This window comes from Mycobacterium sp. ENV421, from assembly GCF_002887815.1.
Classification (GTDB): domain Bacteria; phylum Actinomycetota; class Actinomycetes; order Mycobacteriales; family Mycobacteriaceae; genus Mycobacterium.
On record NZ_PDHO01000001.1, the window covers coordinates 117,473 to 138,196 of the forward strand.

Here is a 20,724-nt window from a genome sequence, read left to right on the forward strand (position 1 = left end):
ATGTTTGCGCGACCGGCTCAGCTCGGTGGCGGTCGTCCCGAACTCAACTGCCGAGAATTAGCGGCGGCGTAAGGATGTGGTCGGCGTGGCGACACGCGCTCGCGCCGGGTTGTGCCGCGACACCCACGGGCAAGCCGGCCGTTATTGGTCAGATCGTTTATGCAGGTCAATCGGCTGTTCACCGGGAGTTCGGCGAGGCGGAGTAGAAGAGATGGCCCCGGTTACGCGCCCGGCCAGGATTCCATTCTATGGTTTAGCCGTGCCAGAAATTGATCGTCGAAGCCTGATGCTCATGGCGGGGTTCGGCGCGGTCGCCGCCGCCCTGCCGATGCCCGTGGCAGGTGCCACTCCCACGCGCCCGCAAGCGCCGGCGCCCAATGCTGCGGCGCCCGCATATCTCTTCCATGACGAGTTCGACGGACCGGCCGGCTCAGCCCCGGATCCCGCCAAGTGGCGCATCGCCAAGGCGCGCGAGACCATCAAGAACCCGGTGTTCTGGGATCGGCCCGAGAACATGGGCCAGTACCGCGACGATCGTCAGCATGTCTTCCTGGACGGCAACTCCAACTTGGTGATCCGTGCGACCCGCAACAACAACAAGTACGTCAGCGGCAAGGTCATGGGGAACTGGTGGGGCGGGATAGGGACCACCTGGGAAGCCCGGATCAAGTTCAATTGCCTGACCGCGGGCTGCTGGCCGGCCTGGTGGCTGATGAACGACCACCCCGAAGTCGGTGGCGAGGTGGACCTCGCGGAGTGGTACGGCAATGGTGAATGGCCCTCGGGCACAACCGTTCACGCGCGTCTGGATGGGACGTCCTTTGCCACCCAACCGATTCCGATCGACGGCGACTGGCACACCTGGCGAGTCACATGGAACGACTCCGGGATGTACTTCTGGAAGGACTACGTCGACGGCGCCGAGCCGTACTTCACGGTTCCGGCCAATTCCATCGACGACTGGCCGTTCAATTTCCCCGACTACCGGATGTTCCCGGTGCTGAACCTGGCCGTCAGCGGCTCGGGCGGTGGCGATCCGCGGCCCGGCACCTACCCTGCCGACATGCTCGTCGACTACGTGCGGGTCTGGTAGCAGACGCGGCGAGGCCTGTGTGACGTCCCGGCGACACCGCGGACACCACTTCTCTGCTCGGGGTTGGCCTAGTTCATGCCGGCCGCGATCACCTCGTCGACCTCGGTGGCTCGGGCCGCCATTTCGGCGTGTGCCTTGTCCAGCGACTCGGCCTGATCTTCGTCGGCTTTCATCAGCGCCTCGATGTTGAGGTCGGCCATGTCGTGAACACCCATGTCCCGGAAGGCTTTTTGCACCTTGTCGCCCCACAGCCCGATGTCCTTGACGATCGGCACGATGCGGCTGAACAGGTGCGAGCGGAACTGGATCATCAGCGGCGAATGGTCAACCCACTCGGCGCACTCCTTGACGTCGAGACCTAACCTCTCCATGACCTCCTCGCCGCGGAACCGGTCACGCATCAGGTAGCAGGCATTCACGACGAATTCCTCACGGTCGTCGCGCTCGGCCGTGGTCAGCTCGGAGTAGTAGTCCTTCAACGAGATTCGACCGAAGGCCACATGTCGTGCCTCGTCCTGCATGACGTAGGCGAGCAGCTGCTTGGCCAGCGAGCCCTCCGGCGCCAGATCCCGCTGTACCCCGAACGCTGCGAGTGCCAGTCCCTCGATGAGGACCTGCATGCCCAGATACGGCATGTCCCATCGTGAGTCGCTGAGGGTGTCTGCCAGCAGAGCGGAAAGGTTGGAGTTGATCGGGTAGACCAGACCGATCTTCTCCTGCAGGAATCGTGAGAAGGCTTCGACGTGCCTGGCCTCGTCCATGGTTTGAGTGGCGGCGTAGAACTTGGCGTCCAAATCGGGGACCACCTCGACGATCTTGGCCGCACACACCATCGCCCCCTGCTCCCCATGCAGGAACTGCGAGAAGTTCCAGGCCTGGTTGTGCTGGCGCATCTCGGCGCGGCGCTTCTCGTCCGCTGACTCCCACGCCGGGCTGCCGAACAGCGGGTGGAACTCGTCGGGCATTCCGACCGGGTTCATCGGGTCAACGTCCAGGCTCCAGTCGATACGCGACTGCGCGTCCCACTGTTTGTCCTTGCCCTTCTGATACAGCGACAGAAGTCGGGCCCGTCCCTCGTCGTATTCCCAGGTGAAGCGGGCGTCGCCGGCGCTGGGGACCTCCCATGAGTAGGGGTCGGGCACCTGGGTGTACTTGTCTTTAGTCGTCACGAGTTGTCGCCTTTCGCCCCGGTCTTATGACTTGAATCACACAGTGCGCCCGTTTTGGCGGCCCCGTCAAGCGACATCGTCTGATCAGCGAAATTGAAGTAGACGACTACTTAATGCGCGCTCGCTACTTCCAATGCTCGTCGAGCAATGTCGACCAGGCGTGGCTCAGTTGCTTCCACTCGTCCGGGCAGCCCTGCGCACGTTCTTGGGGGAGTCCGCCGTCGCTGATCATGTCGGCGTTCGCATCGGGGTTGGAGCCGTAGATCCAGCACTGCAGGTTGTAGACGCGCTGTTGGTCCAGTGAGTGGACGTCGGCCATATCCGCCGCGCCGAGTTCGGTGCGTGCGGAGGCGGAGGCTTGGAACGCGCGCGCGAAATTCGTGATCGCTTTCAGCGATTCGGTGTCCACTTTGCCGTTGTCGCCGGGGGTCAGCAGGATGTAGGCCGCCAGTTGGTCGGCGGCGTCCTCTTCTTTGCCGGTGATCGGCAGGTCGTAGAGGGTGATCGCCATGTGGCCGGTCTCGTGATAGAACGTCGCGTCCTCGGAGCCGATGGCCGATGCGGTCGGATCCTTGTCGCCCGCCTTGGTGAAGATCTTCTCCCCGAGGTCGGCATCCTCGTAGCAGATGGTGATGGTCTTCTGGCTCGGGCTCCAGAAGGCGTTGGCCTGGTCGCACTGCGAGCCGTGCAGGGGGATGTCCTGGGGCAGCTTCAGTGACTGGTTGATGTCGTCGGCGAGATCTTCCAGAACCATGTTGTCCTGCAACAGTTTTTTGCCATTCTGCGCTTCAGGACTGGTGGCATCGTCGTAGGTGACGGTCATCTTTCCGCCGGCGTCCGCCGTCGCAGTGTCCTCGGGGCCTTTGGCTTTTGGGGTCTCCGATGCCGGGGAGCTGCCCGAGGATTCGGCTTTCTCCTCGGTGCCGCCGCCACCGCATCCGGTCAGCAACAACCCAACTGCCAACACCGGCAGAATCCGAGCGCTCATCTTCTCGACCTCCGTCAACGCCACTGGTAATTGACACGTTCGCAGATTTACGCCGGTGGTGGGGGTGTTAGATCAACTCTCGCGGAGAAGCACTGCCGAGGAACTGGGAGCATGGAGGCAACAACCGCCAGCAGGGAGACCAAGTGCCGCCGACGCTAGACGTCCTGTCAGACCATCGCGACGAACTGGGTGAAGGGCCATGGTGGGACGCCGAGGACGGCACTTTCTACTGGGTGGACAGCACGGGGTGTTCGGTGCACTGGGTCTGCCTGGACGGCGGTGACGTCACCACGATCTCCACGCCCGGCGAAGTGGGCTTCGTCGTCAAAACCCGGTCCGGGCTCCTTCTCGCCGGCTGCCGTGACGGCCTCTATGCCTACAACGGTGATAACTGGGAGTCGAGGTGGACCGGTAGTTGGGACACCTCGAGCGTGCGGTGCAACGACGGAAAAACCGACCGCAACGGGCGTCTGTGGTTCGGCACGTTGCACGACCCCGAGACCGAGCCCGTCGCGCATCTCTATCGCGTCCGAGACGGACGGCCGCAGGTGCGGCTCGACGGCGTCACCGTGTCAAACGGTCTCGGCTGGTCGCCGGACGGCACGCTGATGTACTACGCGGATTCGCCTACCCAGATCATTCGGGTCTTCGACTACGACGCGGCAGCCGGTGAGATCCACAACGGACGAATCTTCGCGATGGACGTAAAACCCTCTGATCCGGACGGCCTCACCGTCGATGCGGATGGGTGTGTCTGGTCGGCGAAATGGGATGGGGGCAAGGTCGTCCGGTATACGCCGGACGGCCGGATCGATCGTGAAGTGGAGGTGCCGGTGTCGCGCCCGACCAGCTGCATGTTCGTGGGCAGCGATCTGCGCACGCTGGCCATCACGTCGGCGCTGCCTGACGTGCCGGAGGCGGAACCACTCGCCGGCGCGGTGTTTCTCGTCGACGTCGGCGCTCAAGGCTTGCCCGAGGCGCGGTTCGACGAGCAGCAGCTAACCGATTGAGTCGAGGTTAATTGGTTGACAACCTGTTTCGATCGGCCAGCTTGAGCTGCCTGGCGATCAGAAACAGCGGGAACGAGACGCTGATCGCGATCACGAAGCCGGCCGCGACGTAGGCCCACAGATAACGGACTCCGAGTCGACGGCCCTCGGCGATCATCAGCACGGTTGCCGCCAGCGCGACGATCAACAGATCGTTGGTCAATGACGACGTCGCGTAGTTGACGTACCCGGCCGCGAAGAAGCCCGTCAGGCCGCCATTGCCCTCGCTGAGCATGTAGGCGACGGTGTTCCCGAACACGAACACCAGCGCGGCGATTGCCAGGACAAGGTAGATGCCGCAGAGCAGCTTGTCGGTTCGAGGCAGGCGCGAAATCGTCGTCATCGACGGATTATGCGCCGATCGGTCGCGGCTGCGACGCCGATCTCAGGTCGTCCGTGGAGATTGCAATACGGAGTAATCGATGCCTCCGCCATCTGCAGGGACGTGCGTCGGGCTATTTTCTGCGGGTGGCTTTCTCATATGACCCCCGAGGACTGATCGGGCGCGCGGTGGACGCCGCGCGAGTGGGGCTCGACGTCTACAGCTGGGCCGAGGAACAAGTCGTCGGTGCGATTCGGCAGGGACTCGATTCGCTGGACCCTGCCGAGGCTCGCGAGGATGCCGCCCCCGAGGCAGTGTCGGAGGCATCAGTGCCGGACCCCGATTCGCTGTCCGGGAAGATGGGCCGGCTGCTGGACCGCGCGCTCGACCAGAACACCAAGGGGAGTCAGGTCGAGCTCTACCACCACCTGCTTGATCAGCTCGTCGCCGACGAGGCGCGCATCCTGGGCGCACCGTCCGACGGGTCGTCGTCGCCGATGGTGAACATCTACACCTGGCTCAGTCCACGTGTTCCGGGGCGGGCGGCGCTGGAGAATGCCTCGTTGATCGGGCGGACCGCGAACGTGGCTCTGCCGCAGATGGTTCCGCAATACGTCAGTCACCTGCTGTCACTAGGCCTGGTCGAGGCCGGCCCCGAAGACCCTGCCCTGGCCACTGAGTACGAGGTACTGATGGCCGAGACGTCGGTGCTTGCGGCCATCAAGAGCGCGTCGCGCGGTCCGCTGACCGCCAAAGTCGAAAAGTCGACATTGACGCTGTCGCCGCTCGGCATGTCGCTGTGGGCGGCCGCCACAGGGGAACTCGGTCAGTGAGCTCAGTATCCGTGCTGGCTATCTCCAGCTGGACTGAGATCAAGGCCGACTTCAGCGCCTATTGGATGGTGTACCTGTCGATGCCGTTCGTCGCGGCCTTCGTCGGGTGGAGCACGAAAATCGTCGCACTCGAAATGCTCTACCGACCCATCGAATTCAGGGGTTGGGGTCCGTTCGGATGGCAGGGCATCGTGCCGCGGCGGGCGGGCAAGGTCGGCTCGAAGACCATCGATCTGCTGACGTCCAATCTGCTGAAACCCGAAGAGCTGCTGGACCGCATCGACGCCAACGAAGCCGTCGACGCGCTGCGCGGTCCGCTCGCCGCAGCGATCGACGACATCTCCCGCGACCTTGCCGACGAGATTCGCCCCGGCCTGTGGGATGCGTTACCGGAATCCGCCAGACGGGGGATCCAGGAGCGGATGCACAGGCAGGCGCCCCACATCGTCGAGAACATGCTCACCGAGATGAAGGCCGACCTGCCGCGCTACCTCGATCTGCACTTCATGGCGGTGACGACGCTGGTGCGCAACAAGGAGAAGCTCGTCAAGCTGATGCGCAGCGTCACCACAGATGCCATGGCGTTCGTGCGGCGCAGCGGCATCTACTTCGGTCTGGTGATCGGTCTGGTTCAGATGGTGGCGTGGGCGCTGTTCAAGAACCCGTGGATCATGCCGGCCTTCGGGTTCGCGGTCGGCTTCATCAGCGACTACATCGCGTTGAACATGCTCTTCCGGCCGATGCACCCGCGAAAGTTCCTCGGTTTCATCCCCTTTCAAGGCTTGCTGCATGCCGAGCGGGACAAGATCACCCGCGACTACGCCAAGATCCTGGCCGACGATCTGTTCTCACCCGAGCTCATGTTCGACGCGATCATCAAAGGCCCCGGCTCGGACAAGCTGTTCGCGTTGGCCGCCAAGGAAATCGACGCCGCCATTGACGCCCAGACCGGCGTTGCGCGACCGATGGTGACACTGGCGGTCGGCACCAAGCGATACCGGGCGCTGAAGGACCGCGTCGTTGCGCTGGTGTTGGAGCGTCTCCCGGATACCTTGCTGGAGGCCCAGGAGTACGCGGCGAACGCGTTGAACCTCGAGCAGGTCGTCATCGACAAGATGAGTCAACTGACCGAGGAGGAGTACGAGTCGATCCTGCGGCCGGTGTTCAAGGATGACGAGCCCTTGATGATCGCGGTCGGCGCGGTGCTCGGCGGCGTGGTCGGTGAGCTTCAGGTGCAGATCATCGAATTCTTCACCCACTGAGTGCGGCTACAGCGCCGGAGTAGTGGGCTGCAGAACCGCGGTGGCAACAGCCTCCGCCCGCAGGTGCTCGAAGGCTTGGTAGTCCGGATCGTTGACCATGTCGACGAAGTGCCGCCGGCTGGGATAGCGGAACAATGCCACCAGGTCCCAGTCGCCGCCAGCATCGGCAAGCAGGGATGGATGCCCGACGCCGCCGTACACAATCGTCACCCCGTAGCGTTCCTGGATCCCGGAGCTGCTGAAGTGCTCGATGTACTCCCGGTACTTGTCCGCACCGCCGGGTGCGAAGCGCACGAGATTGAGCATCACCACCGGTGCGCTCGGATCGGCGGCGACGAACTGCTCGAGTGCGGACGTGTCGAGAGCAGACATGGTGTTCTCCCTTGGTAAGTTACTTGCTGAACAACACGCAAGTTAGTGGACGGCACTGACAAGTTCGGCCTCAGGCAGGATGACCAGGCATGGAGGAGTTGCGATCGGCTCGCCGAACTCAGGCTGAACGTCGAGAAGACGCTCGACAACGCGTGCTGCTAGCCGCCACGGCGTTGGTTGCCGTGCACGGATCGCGCGCGGTGTCGCTGGCTGCCGTCGGCGAGGCCGCCGGGTACAGCCGCGGCATCGTCCACCACCATTTCGGCAGCAAGGCGCAGTTGCTCGAGGAGCTCATCAAGTTCACCCAGACCTTCGACGTCCCGGCTGACTCGGCGACCGGGCTCGGCCGGCTGACCGATTTCGTGGCGGCCTACCTGAGCGGACTGCACGAGCGGTCACCGCGCTCGGAAGCGTTCCTGAAACTCTGGACCGAATCCGCGGGTGCCGAACCGTCGCTGGCCGAGCTTTTCGCCGAGCGCGACGCGAAGTTCCGAGAAGTCCTCGCGCAGTACATCGTCGACGGGATCGACGACGGCTCCGTCCGACCCGATGTCGACCCTCAGACCACCGCCGTCGCGATCATCGGGCTGCTCCGCGGCAGCGCTCTGATGGCCTTCTCGACTGCGCGTGATGTGTCGGCGGGGGAGTTGGCTTTAGCTGCGGTGGAGGGTGTTGAACGCAGCTTGGCGGCCGGGGACTGACGCCTGCGGGTAACCGTCACTGCGAAGCCGATGTCGGGAATCGAACGCGGATATCAGGAGAACTGTGACACTGGCGGCGCGTCGCGCTCGCGCCGAAACAGCACCAAGGCGACAGCGATCGCCGTCAGCGGTATGACCGTCATGATCAGATTCAGCGCATCTGCCGCGTCGAGCATGCTCGAGGTTGCCTGGGAGATAACCCACGCGGTGCGCTCCGGATCGAGGGTGGCGCCACCCGCGCCGTTACCCGTTGCGCCCAGGATGTCGCCGGCCTGCCGGGCACTGATGCCGGAGCCGGCCAGCTTCGGTTCGGCGTCGCGAATGAAGAACAAGATGCCGAACATCGAGAAGAGCGCCGAACCCAGGCCGTAGAATGTTCCGCCCACTGACGCCTTCACCGCCGAGACCACACCGCCGAGGTTCGGCGGCGCGCTGGACATCATGACCGTCGCCTGCGGTGTCTGCACGATCGCGCCGCCAATTGTCGTCAACGCGACCACCGCCCCGACGACGATGATCGAGGTGTCGATCGTGAAGGACAGCCGCACAAGCAGACTCGCCGCCAACACTGACAGGCCCGCCACGACCACGGCGCAATTACCGAAGCGCGCGGCGGCCCGGCCGGCGCCGAGTGCAGCCAGTGCGGACAACAGCGTGGCTGGAACGAGTAACAGCGCGAACGCCCACGTCGACTGTCCACGAATGAGGATGAGGTAGAAGGTGACCATGATCATCGAGCCGCCCTGGACCAGATTGCTGGCAGCGCCCGCCGTCACTACGGCGTTGAAGCGAGGCGAGCGGAAGATTCGTAGATCCAGCGCCGGATCGTCACAGCGCAACTCCCACCATACGAACGCTGCTGCTGCGAGGACCCCGGTCAGGATCGGTGCCATCGCCGCGCGGTCCACTCCGTTCTGCAGCACGGAGATCCCGTACGTCACGCCGATGAGGGCGATAGCCACCAGCAGCAGGCCGGGGATGTCGGTTTTGCGGTGCGATCGTGGCGTCTCGGGAACGTATCGCACGGTGAGCACCAGAACGAGGCTCGCGAGGACAGGCGTGACGAGAAGGCCGCTGCGCCAACCTATGTGCTCGGCCAGCAGACTGCCAACCGTCGCCGGCAGCACCCCGAAGGCGTAGACCGCGGCGAGATAGCTCGCGATCGCACCCGCCCGGCGATCGGGAGGAAAGACGGCGTTCATGATGGCCAGCGATAAACCGGCCAGGAACGCGAACGCCACGCCGATGCAGGCTCTGGCGATCATCAGCACCGCGACGTTGGGTGCTGCCGCCCCGATGAGCCCGAACGCGACCGCACCACAAGCGCCGACGGTGAACGTCCGCCTCATGCCGTACTTGTCGCCCAGAACGCCAGCCCCTAGCACTGAGGCGGCCAGGGTCAGGGTCGCCAGAGACGACACGAAAATGGTGGTGCTGGGGGAGAACCGGAGACCATGGCGAACGATCGAGATGTTGGTCGCCAGAATTCTCAGGTCGCCAACAGCGACGGCGCTGCCCAGGGCCATGGCCACCGTCGTCATGACGGCCGACAACCCGGTGACCTGCGTCTGCGGCCTCACCAGGCGATGCTAGACCGACGACCTACGCGATGGCCCGAAGCTGCTTCGCGGGTTGCCCGCAATTCGATTCGCTGACATTCGGGCATCTGCCATGCAACCCGAGCCGCCGTCGAGCACCTGCCCGAGAGTGCGTCCGACTCGCGCTACGGGGCCGAGGTCGGGTATCGAGCGGATCGGACAGCGTTCGCCCTGCTCACGTGAGAGCCGATGACGGGAATCGAACCCGCGTATTCAGCTTGGGAAGCTGATGTTCTGCCATTGAACTACATCGGCGATGGACACAGAGGTTAGCACTGCGCGCGACGGCGGTGCGACAACAGTGGGCGCGGCCCCAACAGCAAAGGGCTGAGCGCTGGGCCCAAGTCTGCAGAATCGGCATCAATCGGCTGCGATACGGCCAGGCGGGGGCATAGTCTGACTCAGCCAGCTATGTCGAACGGAACCTCATGAAGCACGCCGCGCACGTTGGTTGGATCGGAGCATCCGCGGTGGCCGCCGGTATCGGCGTGGCGCTGCTCGCCAACCCCGCCACCGGTCATGCCGAGACCTCGAAGTCTGACACGACGAGCAGTTCACGGCCCTCCCAGGCAAAAGCAACGGCGTCCAGCGCCCGAACCGTCCGGCGCCCCGCCTCGGCCACGCCCAAAGCCCGCACCGCCCCTGCCCGCGTCAAACCGGTGCCCACCGTCGACGTGCGCCGTTCTGTCCAAGCAGCCCAACGTAATTGGTACCAACGCACGTTTGAAGCCGTCACTCCGACTTTCCCGCCGCAGATCAGATCTGAAGCACTCGATCCCGGCGAGACCAGTGACCCGTTCCCGCTCGGGGGCGTCGATACCGACGGGCGCCGACTGACCTATGCGGTCCACGGCACCGGCACCAACGGCGGCACCCTCACGGTCTCCGGCTCCCAGGCGGCCTACACCGCCCCCGCCGACTGGAACGGCACCGACTCCTACACCGACACCTTCCAGGTGACCACCTCCGACTTTTGGAGTGGCCCGCACATCCACGGCCTGGCCGGCCTGGTCAACTTGCTGACGTTCGGTCTGATCGGGTCCAGCGGTCACAACGCGTCGGGCACCGTCACCGTGTCCGTCGCGCCGTACAACGCAGGCACATTCCCGGTCGACTTCGTCAACAACTCGTCGTACGACAGCGGGCAGATCTACGTCACCGTCCTCGGCCAGACCTCCAAAGATCACTGGGCCTGGGTGGATCAGAACGGAACGACACACGCGATCAACCACGAAGACGCCACTGCGCCAGGCCACTTGGTCAAGGACGGGGTGAACTACGCGAACATGTCGTACACCCTCGGCCAGGCCGCCAACCTGCGGATGCCGCCGGACCTGCAGGGTGCCAGGATCTACGTGTCGGTCGCCCAGCCACTGTATATCGGTATCAGCCAAGACAATTCGGGCTGGACCGTGCCCGACCCCGTGGGCGTCACCAACCCCAACTACGGCACCGTCTACGACTGGTTCGAGTTCACCTTCCAGTACGGCGGAGTGCCCTTCGGCGGCAACACCACCCAGGTGGACCAGTTCGGGCTGCCGCTGAGCTTCACCCTCACCCAGGGCGCCTTCTCAGACACCCGCGGTACCACCACCACGCGGAACCAGGTGTTCACCACCTACCAGAATTCCGTACCGACCGAATTCCAGCAGCTCGTCATCAACGACGGCCAAGGCAACCCGCTGCGCATCGCCTCGCCCCGGTCCGTGCAGCCCGGTGCGCTGGCGCAGTACCTCGACGAGCCGGTCGACGATTTCTGGACCACATACAAGACCGAGCCGTTCACCTTCACCTCGCCAGGCAGCTACACCGTGACCGGCCAGGTCAACGCCAACAACCAGTTCGCCTACACCGTCACTGCGCTCAATCCCGCCGGGGTCTCGGGGAACTACGTGATGGACAAGCCGACGACAGCGCAGGTCTTCGCCGGTGACGGCCCCTTCGTCGGCACCCACGAGCAGGGCGCCTTCCTCGCCCAACTCGACGCCGCCTTCAACCGCGGGGTCGCCGCCTCGCCGGACAAGTGGGGCGACGTCGCGGCGTACTACCCCGCCGGCACGAAGTACAACTCTTATGCGAAGGTCTTCCATCAGCTCGGCCTGGACGGGAAGAACTACGGCTTCCCCTACGACGACGTGAATGGCCAGAGTTCGGTCCTCATCCTCACCAATTCGTCACCGCCGACCGCGGTCACCATCACGATCAACTGATCCGCCGCTACGCTCGTCGCGTGCTGCTCTCCGATCGTGATATCCGCGCCGCCATCGCCGACGGTCGACTGGGCATCGACCCTTTCGACGACGCCCTGGTGCAACCGTCGAGCGTCGACGTGCGGCTGGACAGCCTGTTCCGGGTGTTCAACAACACGCGCTACACCCATATCGACCCCGCCAAGCAGCAGGACGAGCTGACCAGTCTGGTCGAGCCTGCCAAAGGCGAGCCGTTCGTCCTGCATCCCGGCGAGTTCGTGCTCGGCTCGACACTGGAGTGCTGCACCCTGCCCGACGACCTCGCCGGCCGGCTCGAAGGCAAGTCGTCGCTGGGTCGGCTCGGCCTGCTGACGCACTCCACCGCGGGCTTCATCGACCCAGGCTTCTCCGGGCACATCACCCTGGAACTGTCGAACGTCGCGAACCTGCCCATCACGCTCTGGCCGGGGATGAAAATCGGCCAGCTGTGCCTGCTGCGCCTGACCAGCCCCGCCGAAAATCCCTACGGCAGCGCCAGCGTCGGGTCCAAATACCAGGGTCAACGCGGCCCGACTCCGTCACGTTCGTATCAGAACTTTCTCCAGTCCGAGGCAGGCGCGTAACCTCGAATCTCCAGGGTCAGGCACCGCCCACCAGCTAATCCGTTTGGCTGTAACAGCGCCGCTACCAGCGGCGATGAACTTTACGGTTGAGCGGCTCTAGCCAGGTGGAGCGCAGTAACGGGTCGGGGAGATCCAGCAAACAACCTTGGAGGGGTAGTGGACATCGCACTCGGTGTGTCCATGACGCCGACGACGGTGCGCATGGTGCTGGTCGAAGGCGAGAAAGCCGACGGCGTGACCGTCGATCACGATGCCTTCGACATCCAGACCGGCGAAGGTGCAGCAACCGCGGCCGATCAAGTGGTCGCGGCGATTCTCGGTACCCGGGAAAGCGCCGCCGAAGGCGGACACCGTCTGGTGTCGACTGGCGTCACGTGGACCGACCACGCCGCGGCGGCCGGACTGCGCGATGCCCTCGCGGCCCGCAAGATCGACGACGTCACCCTGGTGTCCAAACTGCATGCCGCCGGTTCGCTGGCGCAAGCCGTCGGCCAGACCGTCGGGTACGACCGCACGGCCTTGATGTTCCTGGAGCGCGACACCGCCACCGTCTCGGTGGTGGACACCGCGACCGGCGACATCGTCAAGGTGCAGACCGAACACCTACATGCCCAGGACGCGGTCGCCGAACTGCAGCGGATGATCGCCGGCCTGGAAGCCATCGCCGAACCGCCGCAGGGCGTGTTCGTCCTCGGCTCCGGCGTGGACGTCGCGGCGGTCAAAGCGCAGCTCGCGCAGGGCACAGTGCTGCCGGTGCACGCTCCCGACGAAGCCGAACTCGCGTTGGCCCGCGGCGCCGCGCTGGCATCCGCGGCGGCACCGCGCTACGACGCGTCCACTGTCGGCCTGGGGTATGCCCAGGACCCCGATGGCACCACCGCAGGCAAGGTCTATCCGCCGGCTGGTGTGTACGCGGCAGGCGCGAATACCGAGATGTCGGAAGCCGGCACCCAGATGGCCGCCGCCGGCTACATGGCCCCGCTCGGCTATAGCGAAGTGCTTGACGAGATGGACGGCGACCTCGGCTACGACTCGGTGCCGTACGACTCGGTTTCCGAGGAACTCGACTTCGCTCCCGACGACTCCGGCCGCAAGCCGTTCCTGCTGGTCGGAAGCGCCCTGACGTCGATCTTCGTGGTCGGCGTGGTGGCGCTGGTGATCTCGCTGGCCGTGAGCATCCGACCGACCGTCGACCAGCGGCCCAGCCCGGCCGAGGCCGTGATCGTGCCGAACAGTCAGCCGGCCGGACCCGCCGTCGAGCAGGCCGCGCCGCCGGCCCCGCCGTCGGCTCCGTCGGTGCCCGACACCATCCAGGAGCCGATCCCGGTGGTGCAGCAGGCCCCCCGGACCGTCTTCGTGACCCCGGCCCCGCAAGCCCCGGCACCGGCCCCAGCAGCCCCGGCGCCCGCTCCCGAGGCGCCCGCGCCCGTTCCGGAGGCACCGGCTCCCGCGCCGGCCCCGATCGCCCCGGTGATCCCCGCTCCGATCCTGCCGCCGCCGATCATCGTGCTGCCGCAACCGCTGCTGCCGCCGTTCCTGCGGCCGCCGCGGCAGCGGGACTACCCGTCGTACCCTTCGTCGCCGAACTACCCCTCCTATCCCTCGTCGCCGCCGCAGACGCCGACCTACCCGTCGTCGCCTCCCACGCAGCAGCCGTCGTATCCGTCGACCCCGCCGACGCAGCAGCAGCCGCCGTCGCAGCAGCCGCAGGCGCCGGTCACGGAAGCGCCGAGTAATCCCCCTCCAGCCGCTGGTGGCTCGGGTGGTTACGGCTCGGGTGGCTCGGGTGGCTACGGTGGCGGCTCGGGCTCGGGCTCGGGTTCTAGTTCTGGTTCTGGTTCGGGTTCCGACGGTGGTTCACGCTCGGGTGATTCCGGTGGCTCGCGCAGCGGTCGCGGATCGCAAAGCCCGCTGTGGCCGTTCCCGAGTTTCGGTCACTGACACCCGAGTTCACCCGGCGTTAGCTTCGCGCTCAGTGTCGCGATGCGGTCCCATCATCGGGGCTGCGTACAGAGGCAGTATGCGTTGCACTGTCTTTGGCACCGGGTATCTGGGCGCGACTCACGCCGCCGGAATGGCCGAGCTCGGCCACGACGTCGTCGGGATCGACATCGACCCCGGCAAGATCGCGAAACTGTCCTCGGGGGACATCCCGTTCTATGAGCCCGGACTGGCAAAGATGTTGCAGGACAACCTCTCTGCCGGTCGCCTGCAGTTCACCACCGATTACGACGTGGCAGCAGACTTCGCCGACGTGCACTTCCTGGGCGTTGGAACTCCGCAGAAGAAGGGCGAATACGGCGCCGATCTGCGCCACGTCAACGCCGTCATCGACGACCTGGTGCCGAGGCTGACCCGGCCGTCGGTGATCGTCGGAAAGTCAACGGTTCCAGTCGGGACCGCCGCCGCGCTGAGCCGTCGCGCCAAGGCGCTGGCCGCCGACGGCGTCGACGTCGAAGTCGCCTGGAATCCCGAGTTCCTGCGTGAGGGCTTCGCGGTGCAGGACACCCTGCACCCGGATCGGATCGTCGTTGGCGTACAACCCGATTCGCGACGTGCTGAGGCGGTGTTGCGGGAGATGTACGCCTCCCTGCTCGCCGACGGTGTGCCGTTCCTACTGACCGACCTGCAGACCGCTGAGCTGGTCAAGGTGTCCGCCAATGCCTTTCTGGCCACCAAGATCTCGTTCATCAACGCAATCTCCGAGGTGTGTGAGGCGGCCGGCGCCGACGTCCGCGTCCTGGCCGACGCGCTGGGCCACGACCCCCGGATCGGACGGCGATTCCTCAACGCGGGACTGGGTTTCGGTGGCGGCTGCCTGCCCAAGGACATCCGAGCCTTCATGGCCCGCGCCGGCGAGCTCGGCGCCAACCACGCGTTGACGTTCCTGCGTGAGGTGGACAGCATCAACATGCGCAGGCGCACCCGCATGGTCGAGCTGGCCACCACCGCATGCGGGGGATCGCTGCTCGGCGCGAACGTCGCCGTGCTCGGGGCCGCGTTCAAGCCCGAATCCGACGATGTCCGGGATTCCCCGGCGCTCAACGTCGCCGGCTTATTGCAGCTCAACGGCGCCACCGTGAACGTGTACGACCCGAAGGCGATGGAGAACTCCCAGCGCCTGTTCCCGACGTTGAACTATTCGACCTCCGCCCTGGAGGCCTGCGACCGCGCCGACGCGGTCCTGCTGCTCACCGAATGGCAGGAGTTCGTCGACATCGATCCCGACGAGCTGGCCCAGACAGTGCGGGCCAGAGTTGTTGTCGACGGCCGCAATTGCCTGGACACTGCCCGCTGGGCCACCGCGGGATGGAAAGTTTACGCCTTGGGGCGCCCGGCGTTGACGTAGGTTTCCTTCGTGGACTTCACAACAGCCCTGATTGCCGAAAACGCCGCGCTCGCCGACCTTCTCCGTGACGCCGACCTGTCGACCCCGGTGCCGACCTGCCCGGAGTGGACGCTCGAGCAGTTGATGCGCCATGTCGGGCGCGGCGACCGCTGGTGCGCCCAGATCGTCACCGAGCAGTCGACGGACTTCATCGACCCGCGCACGGTCGACGGTGGCAAGCCCCCGGCCGGCCGCGACAACGAGATCGCCTGGCTGCAGGCCGGTCCGCAGCAACTCGTCGACGCTGTTGCCGCCACCGGCGCCGAGACCCCGGTGTGGACATTCCTGGGACCGCGCCCCGCCGCGTGGTGGATCCGGCGGCGCCTGCACGAGGCCGTGGTCCACCGCGCCGACGCCGCCATCGCGCTCGGCGTCGGGTTCGAGGTCGAGCCCGCCGTAGCGGCGGACGCGATCAGCGAATGGCTGGAGAGGTGCGAGGAGCGTGCGAACGCCGAGGGTCCGGCCGGCGGCGACCGGCCGGTGGCCGACGAACACTCGCTGCATCTGCATGCGACCGACCCCGGCCTCGGGGAAGCCGGGGAGTGGACCATCCTCGGGCGTCCCGACGGCATCGCCGTCGAACAGGGCCACGGCAAGGCCACGGTGGCGCTGCGCGGCCCGGCGCGCGACCTGCTGCTGGCCGTGCTGCGCCGTCGCAGCGCCGCCGAGCAAGGCCTGGAGGTCTTCGGCGACGTGGGCGTCTGGGACACCTGGCTGGCACGCACGCCCTTCTAGACCGGTAGTTTTAGCCAAATGAGCACTTCAGAGATCGCCACCGTGCTGGCCTGGCACGACGCGTTGAGCACCTCCGACCTGGACACGCTGATCTCGCTGTCCAGCGACGACATCGAGATCGGTGACGCCGACGGCGCCGCGCAGGGCCATGCCGCGCTGAGGGACTGGGCGCAGCGCGTGGCGGCGAGCGTCGAGGTGGGCCAGATCTATTACCGCGACGGCGTCGTCGTCGTGCAAGAGCGGTTGACCTCCAACACCGACCCGTCCGACGTCCGCAGCACAGCAGCGGCGTTCCGGGTGGTGCACGACCACGTCACCTCCGTGTTCCGCCACGACGACCTGGCAGCGGCCCTGGCGGCCACCGACATGTCCGACGAAGACCTGCAGGTCTGACCGACTTGCGCGGGATCATCCTGGCCGGTGGGTCGGGGACGCGGCTGTATCCGATCACCCAAGGTGTGAGTAAGCAGCTGCTGCCCGTCTACGACAAGCCGATGATCTACTACCCGCTGTCCACGCTGTTGATGGCGGGCATCCGCGACATCCTGGTGATCACCACCGGCCACGACGCCCCGGCGTTCCACCGCCTGCTCGGCGACGGCTCCCAACTCGGCATCACCATCAGCTACGCCGTGCAGGACCGGCCCGACGGGCTCGCCCAGGCGTTCCTGATCGGCGCCGAGCACATCGGCACCGGATCCGTCGCACTTGTGCTGGGCGACAACATCTTCTACGGCCCCGGCGTCGGCACCAGCCTCAGCCGCTTCCGCGATCTGCAGGGGGCGGCGATCTTCGCCTACCGGGTGGCCGACCCGACCGCGTACGGCGTCGTCGAATTCGCCCCCGACGGCACCGCGCTGTCCTTGGAGGAGAAGCCGGCCGCACCCAAGTCGAGCTACGCCGTGCCGGGGCTGTACTTCTACGACAACGACGTCATCGAGATCGCGCGCGGGCTGCGGCCGTCACCGCGCGGCGAGCTGGAGATCACCGAGGTCAACCAGACCTACCTGGACCAGGGCCGGCTGACGGTCGAGGTACTGCCCCGCGGCAGCGCATGGCTGGACACCGGAACCTTCGATTCGCTCTTGGACGCAAGCGATTTCGTGCGCACCATCGAATATCGCCAAGGGCTCAAGGTGTCCTGCCCTGAAGAGGTGGCCTGGCGGATGGGTTTCATCGACGACGAGCAGCTGGCCAAACGCGCTGCGGCCCTGGTCAAGTCGGGCTATGGCGGCTACCTGATGAAACTGCTGGACCAGGGGTAGCAAGCACCGCGGCGATCGCGGTGGTCAGCGGCACCGACAACGCCAGCGCGATACCGCCGACCGCGCGATCTCGATCGCCACGCTCTCACTGGTCAGCACATCCGACAGCGAGCGGTTGGCCACACTGAACAGCAGTAGCAGCGGCAGGGAACTACCGGCATAGGCCAGCACCAGCGTGTACACCGTGCTGGCGATGTGGTCACTGCCGATCCGCATGGCGCTGAGGAAGATCTGCTTGCGTGAACCGTGGCCCGAGTGGGCCAGCTCGAACACCGCCGAGGCCTGGGTGATCGTCACGTCGTTGAGCACGCCCAGTGAGCCGATGATGAATCCGGCCAGCAGCAAGCCCTGGATGGATACGTGCCCCATGTAGGCGGCGACCTCGTTGTTCCGGTCCTCCGAAAGCCCGGTCAGGTGTGCGAGTTCGATTGCCGCCCAGGACAAGCCACCGGCCAACAACATCGCGGTCAATGTGCCGAGCAGAGCGGCGCTGGTACGCAGGCTGATGCCGTGCGCCAAATAGATGACGGCGTAGAGGATCGCCGCTGAGGCCACCAGCGCCAGCGGTACCGCGGGGGCGCCGTCCCGTAAGGCCGGAAGCAGGAAGACCACCAGAACCACGAAGGCCACGACGATCCCGACCAGGGCGCGAAGTCCGCGCCAGCGGGCGACCGCCACGATCACAATCGCGAACACCGCCGCCAGGGCTATCAGCGGCCAGGTGCGTTCGTAGTCGTAGAACCCGTAGCTGGTCGCACCCTGCTGGTCGACTTGGCGGAAGATCCGAATCGAATCGCCTGCCAACAGGTTTGGCTGACCCGGGCCGGGCGAGAACTCCAACATCGTCGACGCACCCCGGTTGGGTCCGCTGTCGATCGTCACCACGGTCTGCACACAGGTGCCGCTGCCCGCGACGCCCGGTGCCGGGGCTGCGGTGAGCACCTGGCCCGCCGACGGGCTGCCGCAGTCGGCCAGGCTGCTGGACGTCACGTGACCGCCCTCGGTGGTGACCGCACCACCCGCGCTGTTCTGGAACGGCAGCGGGATGTCCGCCTTCGACCCGCTCGGCCACAGCAGCGCCGCGCCGATCACCACCGCGAGACCGATCACAGCCAGCAGTATCACGACGATGCGGGCCGCCAGGGGACTCAGCGGCGCCGGGCCGGTGTGCGAATGCGAATGCGCCACCCGGACAGGGTAGAGGCGTTGACCTGAAGAGTTACTGCCGGTAGCCGGACAGAAAGTTGCCCAGCCGTTCGATGGCGTTACTCAGATCGCGCGCCCACGGCAGCGTCACGATTCGCAGATGATCGGGTGCCGGCCAGTTGAAGCCGGTGCCCTGGGTGACCAGGATCTTCTCCTGCAGAAGCAGATCCAGCACCAGCTGCTCGTCGTCGTGGATGTCGTGGACCTCGGGATCGAGCCGCGGGAACGCGTACAGCGCGCCGGTGGGCTTGACGCAGGACACCCCGGGGATCTCGTTGAGCTTGCTCCAAGCCACGTCACGCTGCTCGAGCAGGCGGCCACCCGGCAGGACCAGGTCGTCGATGCTCTGGTGACCGCCCAGCGCCACCTGAATGGCATGCTGCGCAGGCACATTCGGGCACAGGCGCATGTTGGCCAGCAGGCTGATGCCTTCGATGAAGCTGCTGGCGTGTTCCTTGGGGCCGGTGATGATCAGCCAGCCGGAGCGGTAGCCGGCCACTCGGTAGGCCTTGGACAACCCGTTGAACGTCAACGTCAGCAGATCCGGCGCCAGCGTGGCCAGGCTGATGTGCTTGGCCTCGTCGTACAGGATCTTGTCGTAGATCTCGTCGGCGAGCAGCAGCAGTTGATGCTTGCGTGCCAATTCGACCATCTGCTCGAGGACTTCGCGGCTGTACACCGCGCCGGTGGGATTGTTCGGGTTGATCACCACGAGCGCCTTGGTGCGGTCGGTGATCTTGGACTCCAGGTCGGCGACGTCGGGCATCCAGCCGTTGGTCTCGTCGCAGAGGTAGTGCACGGGGGTGCCGCCGGCGAGTGCGGTCGATGCAGTCCACAGCGGGTAGTCGGGTGCGGGGATGAGCACCTGGTCGCCGTTGTCGAGCAGCGCCTGCAGCGTCATCGTGATGAGCTCGGAGACACCGTTGCCGAGGTAGACGTCGTCGATGTCGAAGCGGGGAAAGCCCTCGACGAGCTCGTAGCGGGTGAAGACCGCACGGCGGGCGCTGGGGATGCCTTTGGAGTCGGAGTAGCCCTGGGCGTCGGGCAGGGCGGCGATCATGTCGCGCATGATCACGTCGGGTGCCTCGAAGCCGAACGGAGCGGGGTTGCCGATGTTGAGCTTGAGGATGCGATGACCCTCGTTCTCCAGCCGGTTGGCGTGCTCATGGATCGGCCCGCGGATCTCGTAGAGAACGTCCTGCAGCTTGGTGGACTGCGTGAACGTACGTTGCCGAGGGTGCTGGCTGGTGCCGTGCCACGGTAACTGGTGCGTACTCACCGGTTAAGTGTCCCATTGGTATGCAACTTGGTTTCCCCTGTGCCGTTTTGTGCCTTTGCTGTGACGTGAGAAGTCACGGTTCGAATTCAATTGTGGGACGCCTCGGACACAACTGTGATTTCGCTGAACAGCAGCAGTGATTGCCGGGTGAATCGGCTGCTAACTTGGGGCTTCACGACCGACGGCACAAAGGGATGAACGTGAAGATCGCACGCACTTCGATGACTGCTGCTGCCGCAGCGGCGGTTACCGCGCTGGGATTTGCTGTTTCCGCGTCTGCCGATCCGGCACTGATAAATGGAACGTACGCCGTCCGCGGGGGCGACGACGGCGCTGTGGTGACGGCCTCGTCGAGTTGTCCTGCAGCCGTCAACGGCTGTACCGCCAATCTCAGCAGCACCTTGGGCTGGACCAGCGTCGCGACCTTCACGGATGGCCGGTGGAACTTCACGGTGACCAAGCCCGACGGCGTGGTGTGCGACGACGGCAGCTATGCGCCCGTCCGCATCGCCTACTCGGTCGATGCCGCGACGATGACCGGCACGGTGACCGCCGACTCCAACGGTGACTGCCCGGGCGGACAGATCACCCAGGCACCCTTCCAGCTGATCAAGGTCGGCTGAGCGTCGCCGAGGCTGTAGTTATCGACGAG

At 65.6% G+C, this 20,724-nt stretch carries 19 protein-coding genes, 1 tRNA gene and 2 pseudogenes; 13 read left to right on the forward strand and 9 right to left on the reverse strand.

From position 1 onward, the window contains the following. Nucleotides 1-268: 268 nt before the first annotated feature. Complete coding sequence (locus CRM90_RS00475; protein WP_233209122.1) at nucleotides 269-1,093, forward strand: glycoside hydrolase family 16 protein; 825 nt, start codon at nucleotides 269-271, stop codon at nucleotides 1,091-1,093. 68 nt (nucleotides 1,094-1,161) lie between these two features. Here CRM90_RS00475 and CRM90_RS00480 read toward each other — a convergent pair whose 3' ends face one another. After that, nucleotides 1,162-2,262, reverse strand: coding sequence for a ferritin-like domain-containing protein (locus tag CRM90_RS00480; RefSeq protein ID WP_102805067.1), 1,101 nt, complete (start codon nucleotides 2,260-2,262; stop codon nucleotides 1,162-1,164). 124 nt (nucleotides 2,263-2,386) lie between these two features. Beyond that, nucleotides 2,387-3,250, reverse strand: a complete 864-nt coding sequence (locus CRM90_RS00485) for a DUF4344 domain-containing metallopeptidase (RefSeq protein ID WP_102805359.1) — start codon at nucleotides 3,248-3,250, stop codon at nucleotides 2,387-2,389. A 143-nt stretch (nucleotides 3,251-3,393) separates the two neighbouring features. Here CRM90_RS00485 and CRM90_RS00490 point away from each other — a divergent pair, with 143 nt between their 5' ends. Further along, nucleotides 3,394-4,260, forward strand: a complete 867-nt coding sequence (locus CRM90_RS00490; RefSeq protein WP_158248967.1) for an SMP-30/gluconolactonase/LRE family protein — start codon at nucleotides 3,394-3,396, stop codon at nucleotides 4,258-4,260. A gap of 7 nt (nucleotides 4,261-4,267) precedes the next feature. Here CRM90_RS00490 and CRM90_RS00495 read toward each other — a convergent pair whose 3' ends face one another. Next, nucleotides 4,268-4,642: a DUF2834 domain-containing protein gene (locus CRM90_RS00495; protein WP_102805069.1), complete on the reverse strand. Its 375-nt coding sequence runs from the start codon at nucleotides 4,640-4,642 to the stop codon at nucleotides 4,268-4,270. Nucleotides 4,643-4,767: 125 nt separating this feature from the next. Here CRM90_RS00495 and CRM90_RS00500 point away from each other — a divergent pair, with 125 nt between their 5' ends. Together CRM90_RS00500 and CRM90_RS00505 are read left to right on the forward strand one after the other, a co-directional pair. Then, entirely contained in the window at nucleotides 4,768-5,454 is a 687-nt protein-coding gene (locus tag CRM90_RS00500; protein ID WP_102805070.1) for an Abi-alpha family protein, read from the forward strand. 65 nt (nucleotides 5,455-5,519) lie between these two features. Beyond that, nucleotides 5,520-6,716, forward strand: coding sequence for a DUF445 domain-containing protein (locus tag CRM90_RS00505; protein ID WP_502693214.1), 1,197 nt, complete (start codon nucleotides 5,520-5,522; stop codon nucleotides 6,714-6,716). A 6-nt stretch (nucleotides 6,717-6,722) separates the two neighbouring features. On the opposite strand, the gene CRM90_RS00510 is transcribed toward CRM90_RS00505, so the two are convergent. Then, complete coding sequence (locus CRM90_RS00510; RefSeq protein WP_102805072.1) at nucleotides 6,723-7,088, reverse strand: DUF1330 domain-containing protein; 366 nt, start codon at nucleotides 7,086-7,088, stop codon at nucleotides 6,723-6,725. Nucleotides 7,089-7,240: 152 nt separating this feature from the next. Between CRM90_RS00510 and CRM90_RS00515 the strand changes: the two genes are divergently transcribed. Beyond that, nucleotides 7,241-7,789, forward strand: coding sequence for a TetR/AcrR family transcriptional regulator (locus tag CRM90_RS00515; protein WP_158248968.1), 549 nt, complete (start codon nucleotides 7,241-7,243; stop codon nucleotides 7,787-7,789). 53 nt (nucleotides 7,790-7,842) lie between these two features. Here the strand turns inward: CRM90_RS00515 and CRM90_RS00520 are convergent, their stop codons facing one another. Continuing rightward, nucleotides 7,843-9,369 (reverse strand): MFS transporter, encoded by a 1,527-nt coding sequence (locus CRM90_RS00520; protein WP_102805074.1) that lies wholly within the window; start codon nucleotides 9,367-9,369, stop codon nucleotides 7,843-7,845. Nucleotides 9,370-9,571: 202 nt separating this feature from the next. After that, nucleotides 9,572-9,642: transfer RNA gene (locus CRM90_RS00525), tRNA-Gly, on the reverse strand. Between the two features lie 173 nt (nucleotides 9,643-9,815). Here CRM90_RS00525 and CRM90_RS00530 point away from each other — a divergent pair. The 6 genes from CRM90_RS00530 to CRM90_RS00555 all read left to right on the forward strand — a co-directional run bounded on the left by CRM90_RS00530 (nucleotide 9,816) and on the right by CRM90_RS00555 (nucleotide 16,715). Continuing rightward, nucleotides 9,816-11,597 carry a glycoside hydrolase family 64 protein gene (locus CRM90_RS00530; RefSeq protein WP_102805075.1) on the forward strand — a complete coding sequence of 594 codons (1,782 nt, stop codon included), beginning with the start codon at nucleotides 9,816-9,818 and terminating at the stop codon, nucleotides 11,595-11,597. A 20-nt stretch (nucleotides 11,598-11,617) separates the two neighbouring features. Continuing rightward, nucleotides 11,618-12,199 carry a dCTP deaminase gene (gene dcd, locus CRM90_RS00535; protein ID WP_102805076.1) on the forward strand — a complete coding sequence of 194 codons (582 nt, stop codon included), beginning with the start codon at nucleotides 11,618-11,620 and terminating at the stop codon, nucleotides 12,197-12,199. A 156-nt stretch (nucleotides 12,200-12,355) separates the two neighbouring features. Then, on the forward strand, nucleotides 12,356-14,140 hold the full coding sequence (locus CRM90_RS00540) for a DUF7159 family protein (protein ID WP_102805077.1): 1,785 nt from the start codon (nucleotides 12,356-12,358) through the stop codon (nucleotides 14,138-14,140). A 79-nt stretch (nucleotides 14,141-14,219) separates the two neighbouring features. After that, nucleotides 14,220-15,548, forward strand: coding sequence for a UDP-glucose dehydrogenase family protein (locus CRM90_RS00545; RefSeq protein ID WP_102805078.1), 1,329 nt, complete (start codon nucleotides 14,220-14,222; stop codon nucleotides 15,546-15,548). Nucleotides 15,549-15,557: 9 nt separating this feature from the next. Further along, nucleotides 15,558-16,322 (forward strand): maleylpyruvate isomerase family mycothiol-dependent enzyme, encoded by a 765-nt coding sequence (locus tag CRM90_RS00550; protein WP_102805079.1) that lies wholly within the window; start codon nucleotides 15,558-15,560, stop codon nucleotides 16,320-16,322. 18 nt (nucleotides 16,323-16,340) lie between these two features. Then, on the forward strand, nucleotides 16,341-16,715 hold the full coding sequence (locus CRM90_RS00555) for a nuclear transport factor 2 family protein (RefSeq protein ID WP_102805080.1): 375 nt from the start codon (nucleotides 16,341-16,343) through the stop codon (nucleotides 16,713-16,715). On the opposite strand, the pseudogene CRM90_RS31410 reads toward CRM90_RS00555, so the two are convergent. After that, a pseudogene (locus CRM90_RS31410) lies at nucleotides 16,637-16,822 on the reverse strand (hypothetical protein); the annotation flags it as partial. The gene CRM90_RS00555 and the pseudogene CRM90_RS31410 sit on opposite strands and share 79 nt — an antisense overlap. Here CRM90_RS31410 and rfbA point away from each other — a divergent pair. Then, nucleotides 16,733-17,587, forward strand: a complete 855-nt coding sequence (gene rfbA, locus CRM90_RS00560; protein WP_353616968.1) for a glucose-1-phosphate thymidylyltransferase RfbA — start codon at nucleotides 16,733-16,735, stop codon at nucleotides 17,585-17,587. The pseudogene CRM90_RS31410 and the gene rfbA sit on opposite strands and share 90 nt — an antisense overlap. Here rfbA and CRM90_RS00565 read toward each other — a convergent pair. Both CRM90_RS00565 and CRM90_RS00570 read right to left on the reverse strand, forming a co-directional pair. Next, nucleotides 17,538-18,775 (reverse strand): annotated as a pseudogene (locus tag CRM90_RS00565) (YibE/F family protein). The gene rfbA and the pseudogene CRM90_RS00565 overlap by 50 nt on opposite strands. A gap of 31 nt (nucleotides 18,776-18,806) precedes the next feature. Next, nucleotides 18,807-20,072, reverse strand: a complete 1,266-nt coding sequence (locus tag CRM90_RS00570; RefSeq protein WP_102805082.1) for a pyridoxal phosphate-dependent aminotransferase — start codon at nucleotides 20,070-20,072, stop codon at nucleotides 18,807-18,809. A 200-nt stretch (nucleotides 20,073-20,272) separates the two neighbouring features. On the opposite strand from CRM90_RS00570, the gene CRM90_RS00575 reads away from it, so the two are divergent. After that, nucleotides 20,273-20,695, forward strand: a complete 423-nt coding sequence (locus CRM90_RS00575) for a hypothetical protein (RefSeq protein ID WP_233209096.1) — start codon at nucleotides 20,273-20,275, stop codon at nucleotides 20,693-20,695. Nucleotides 20,696-20,724: the final 29 nt, after the last annotated feature.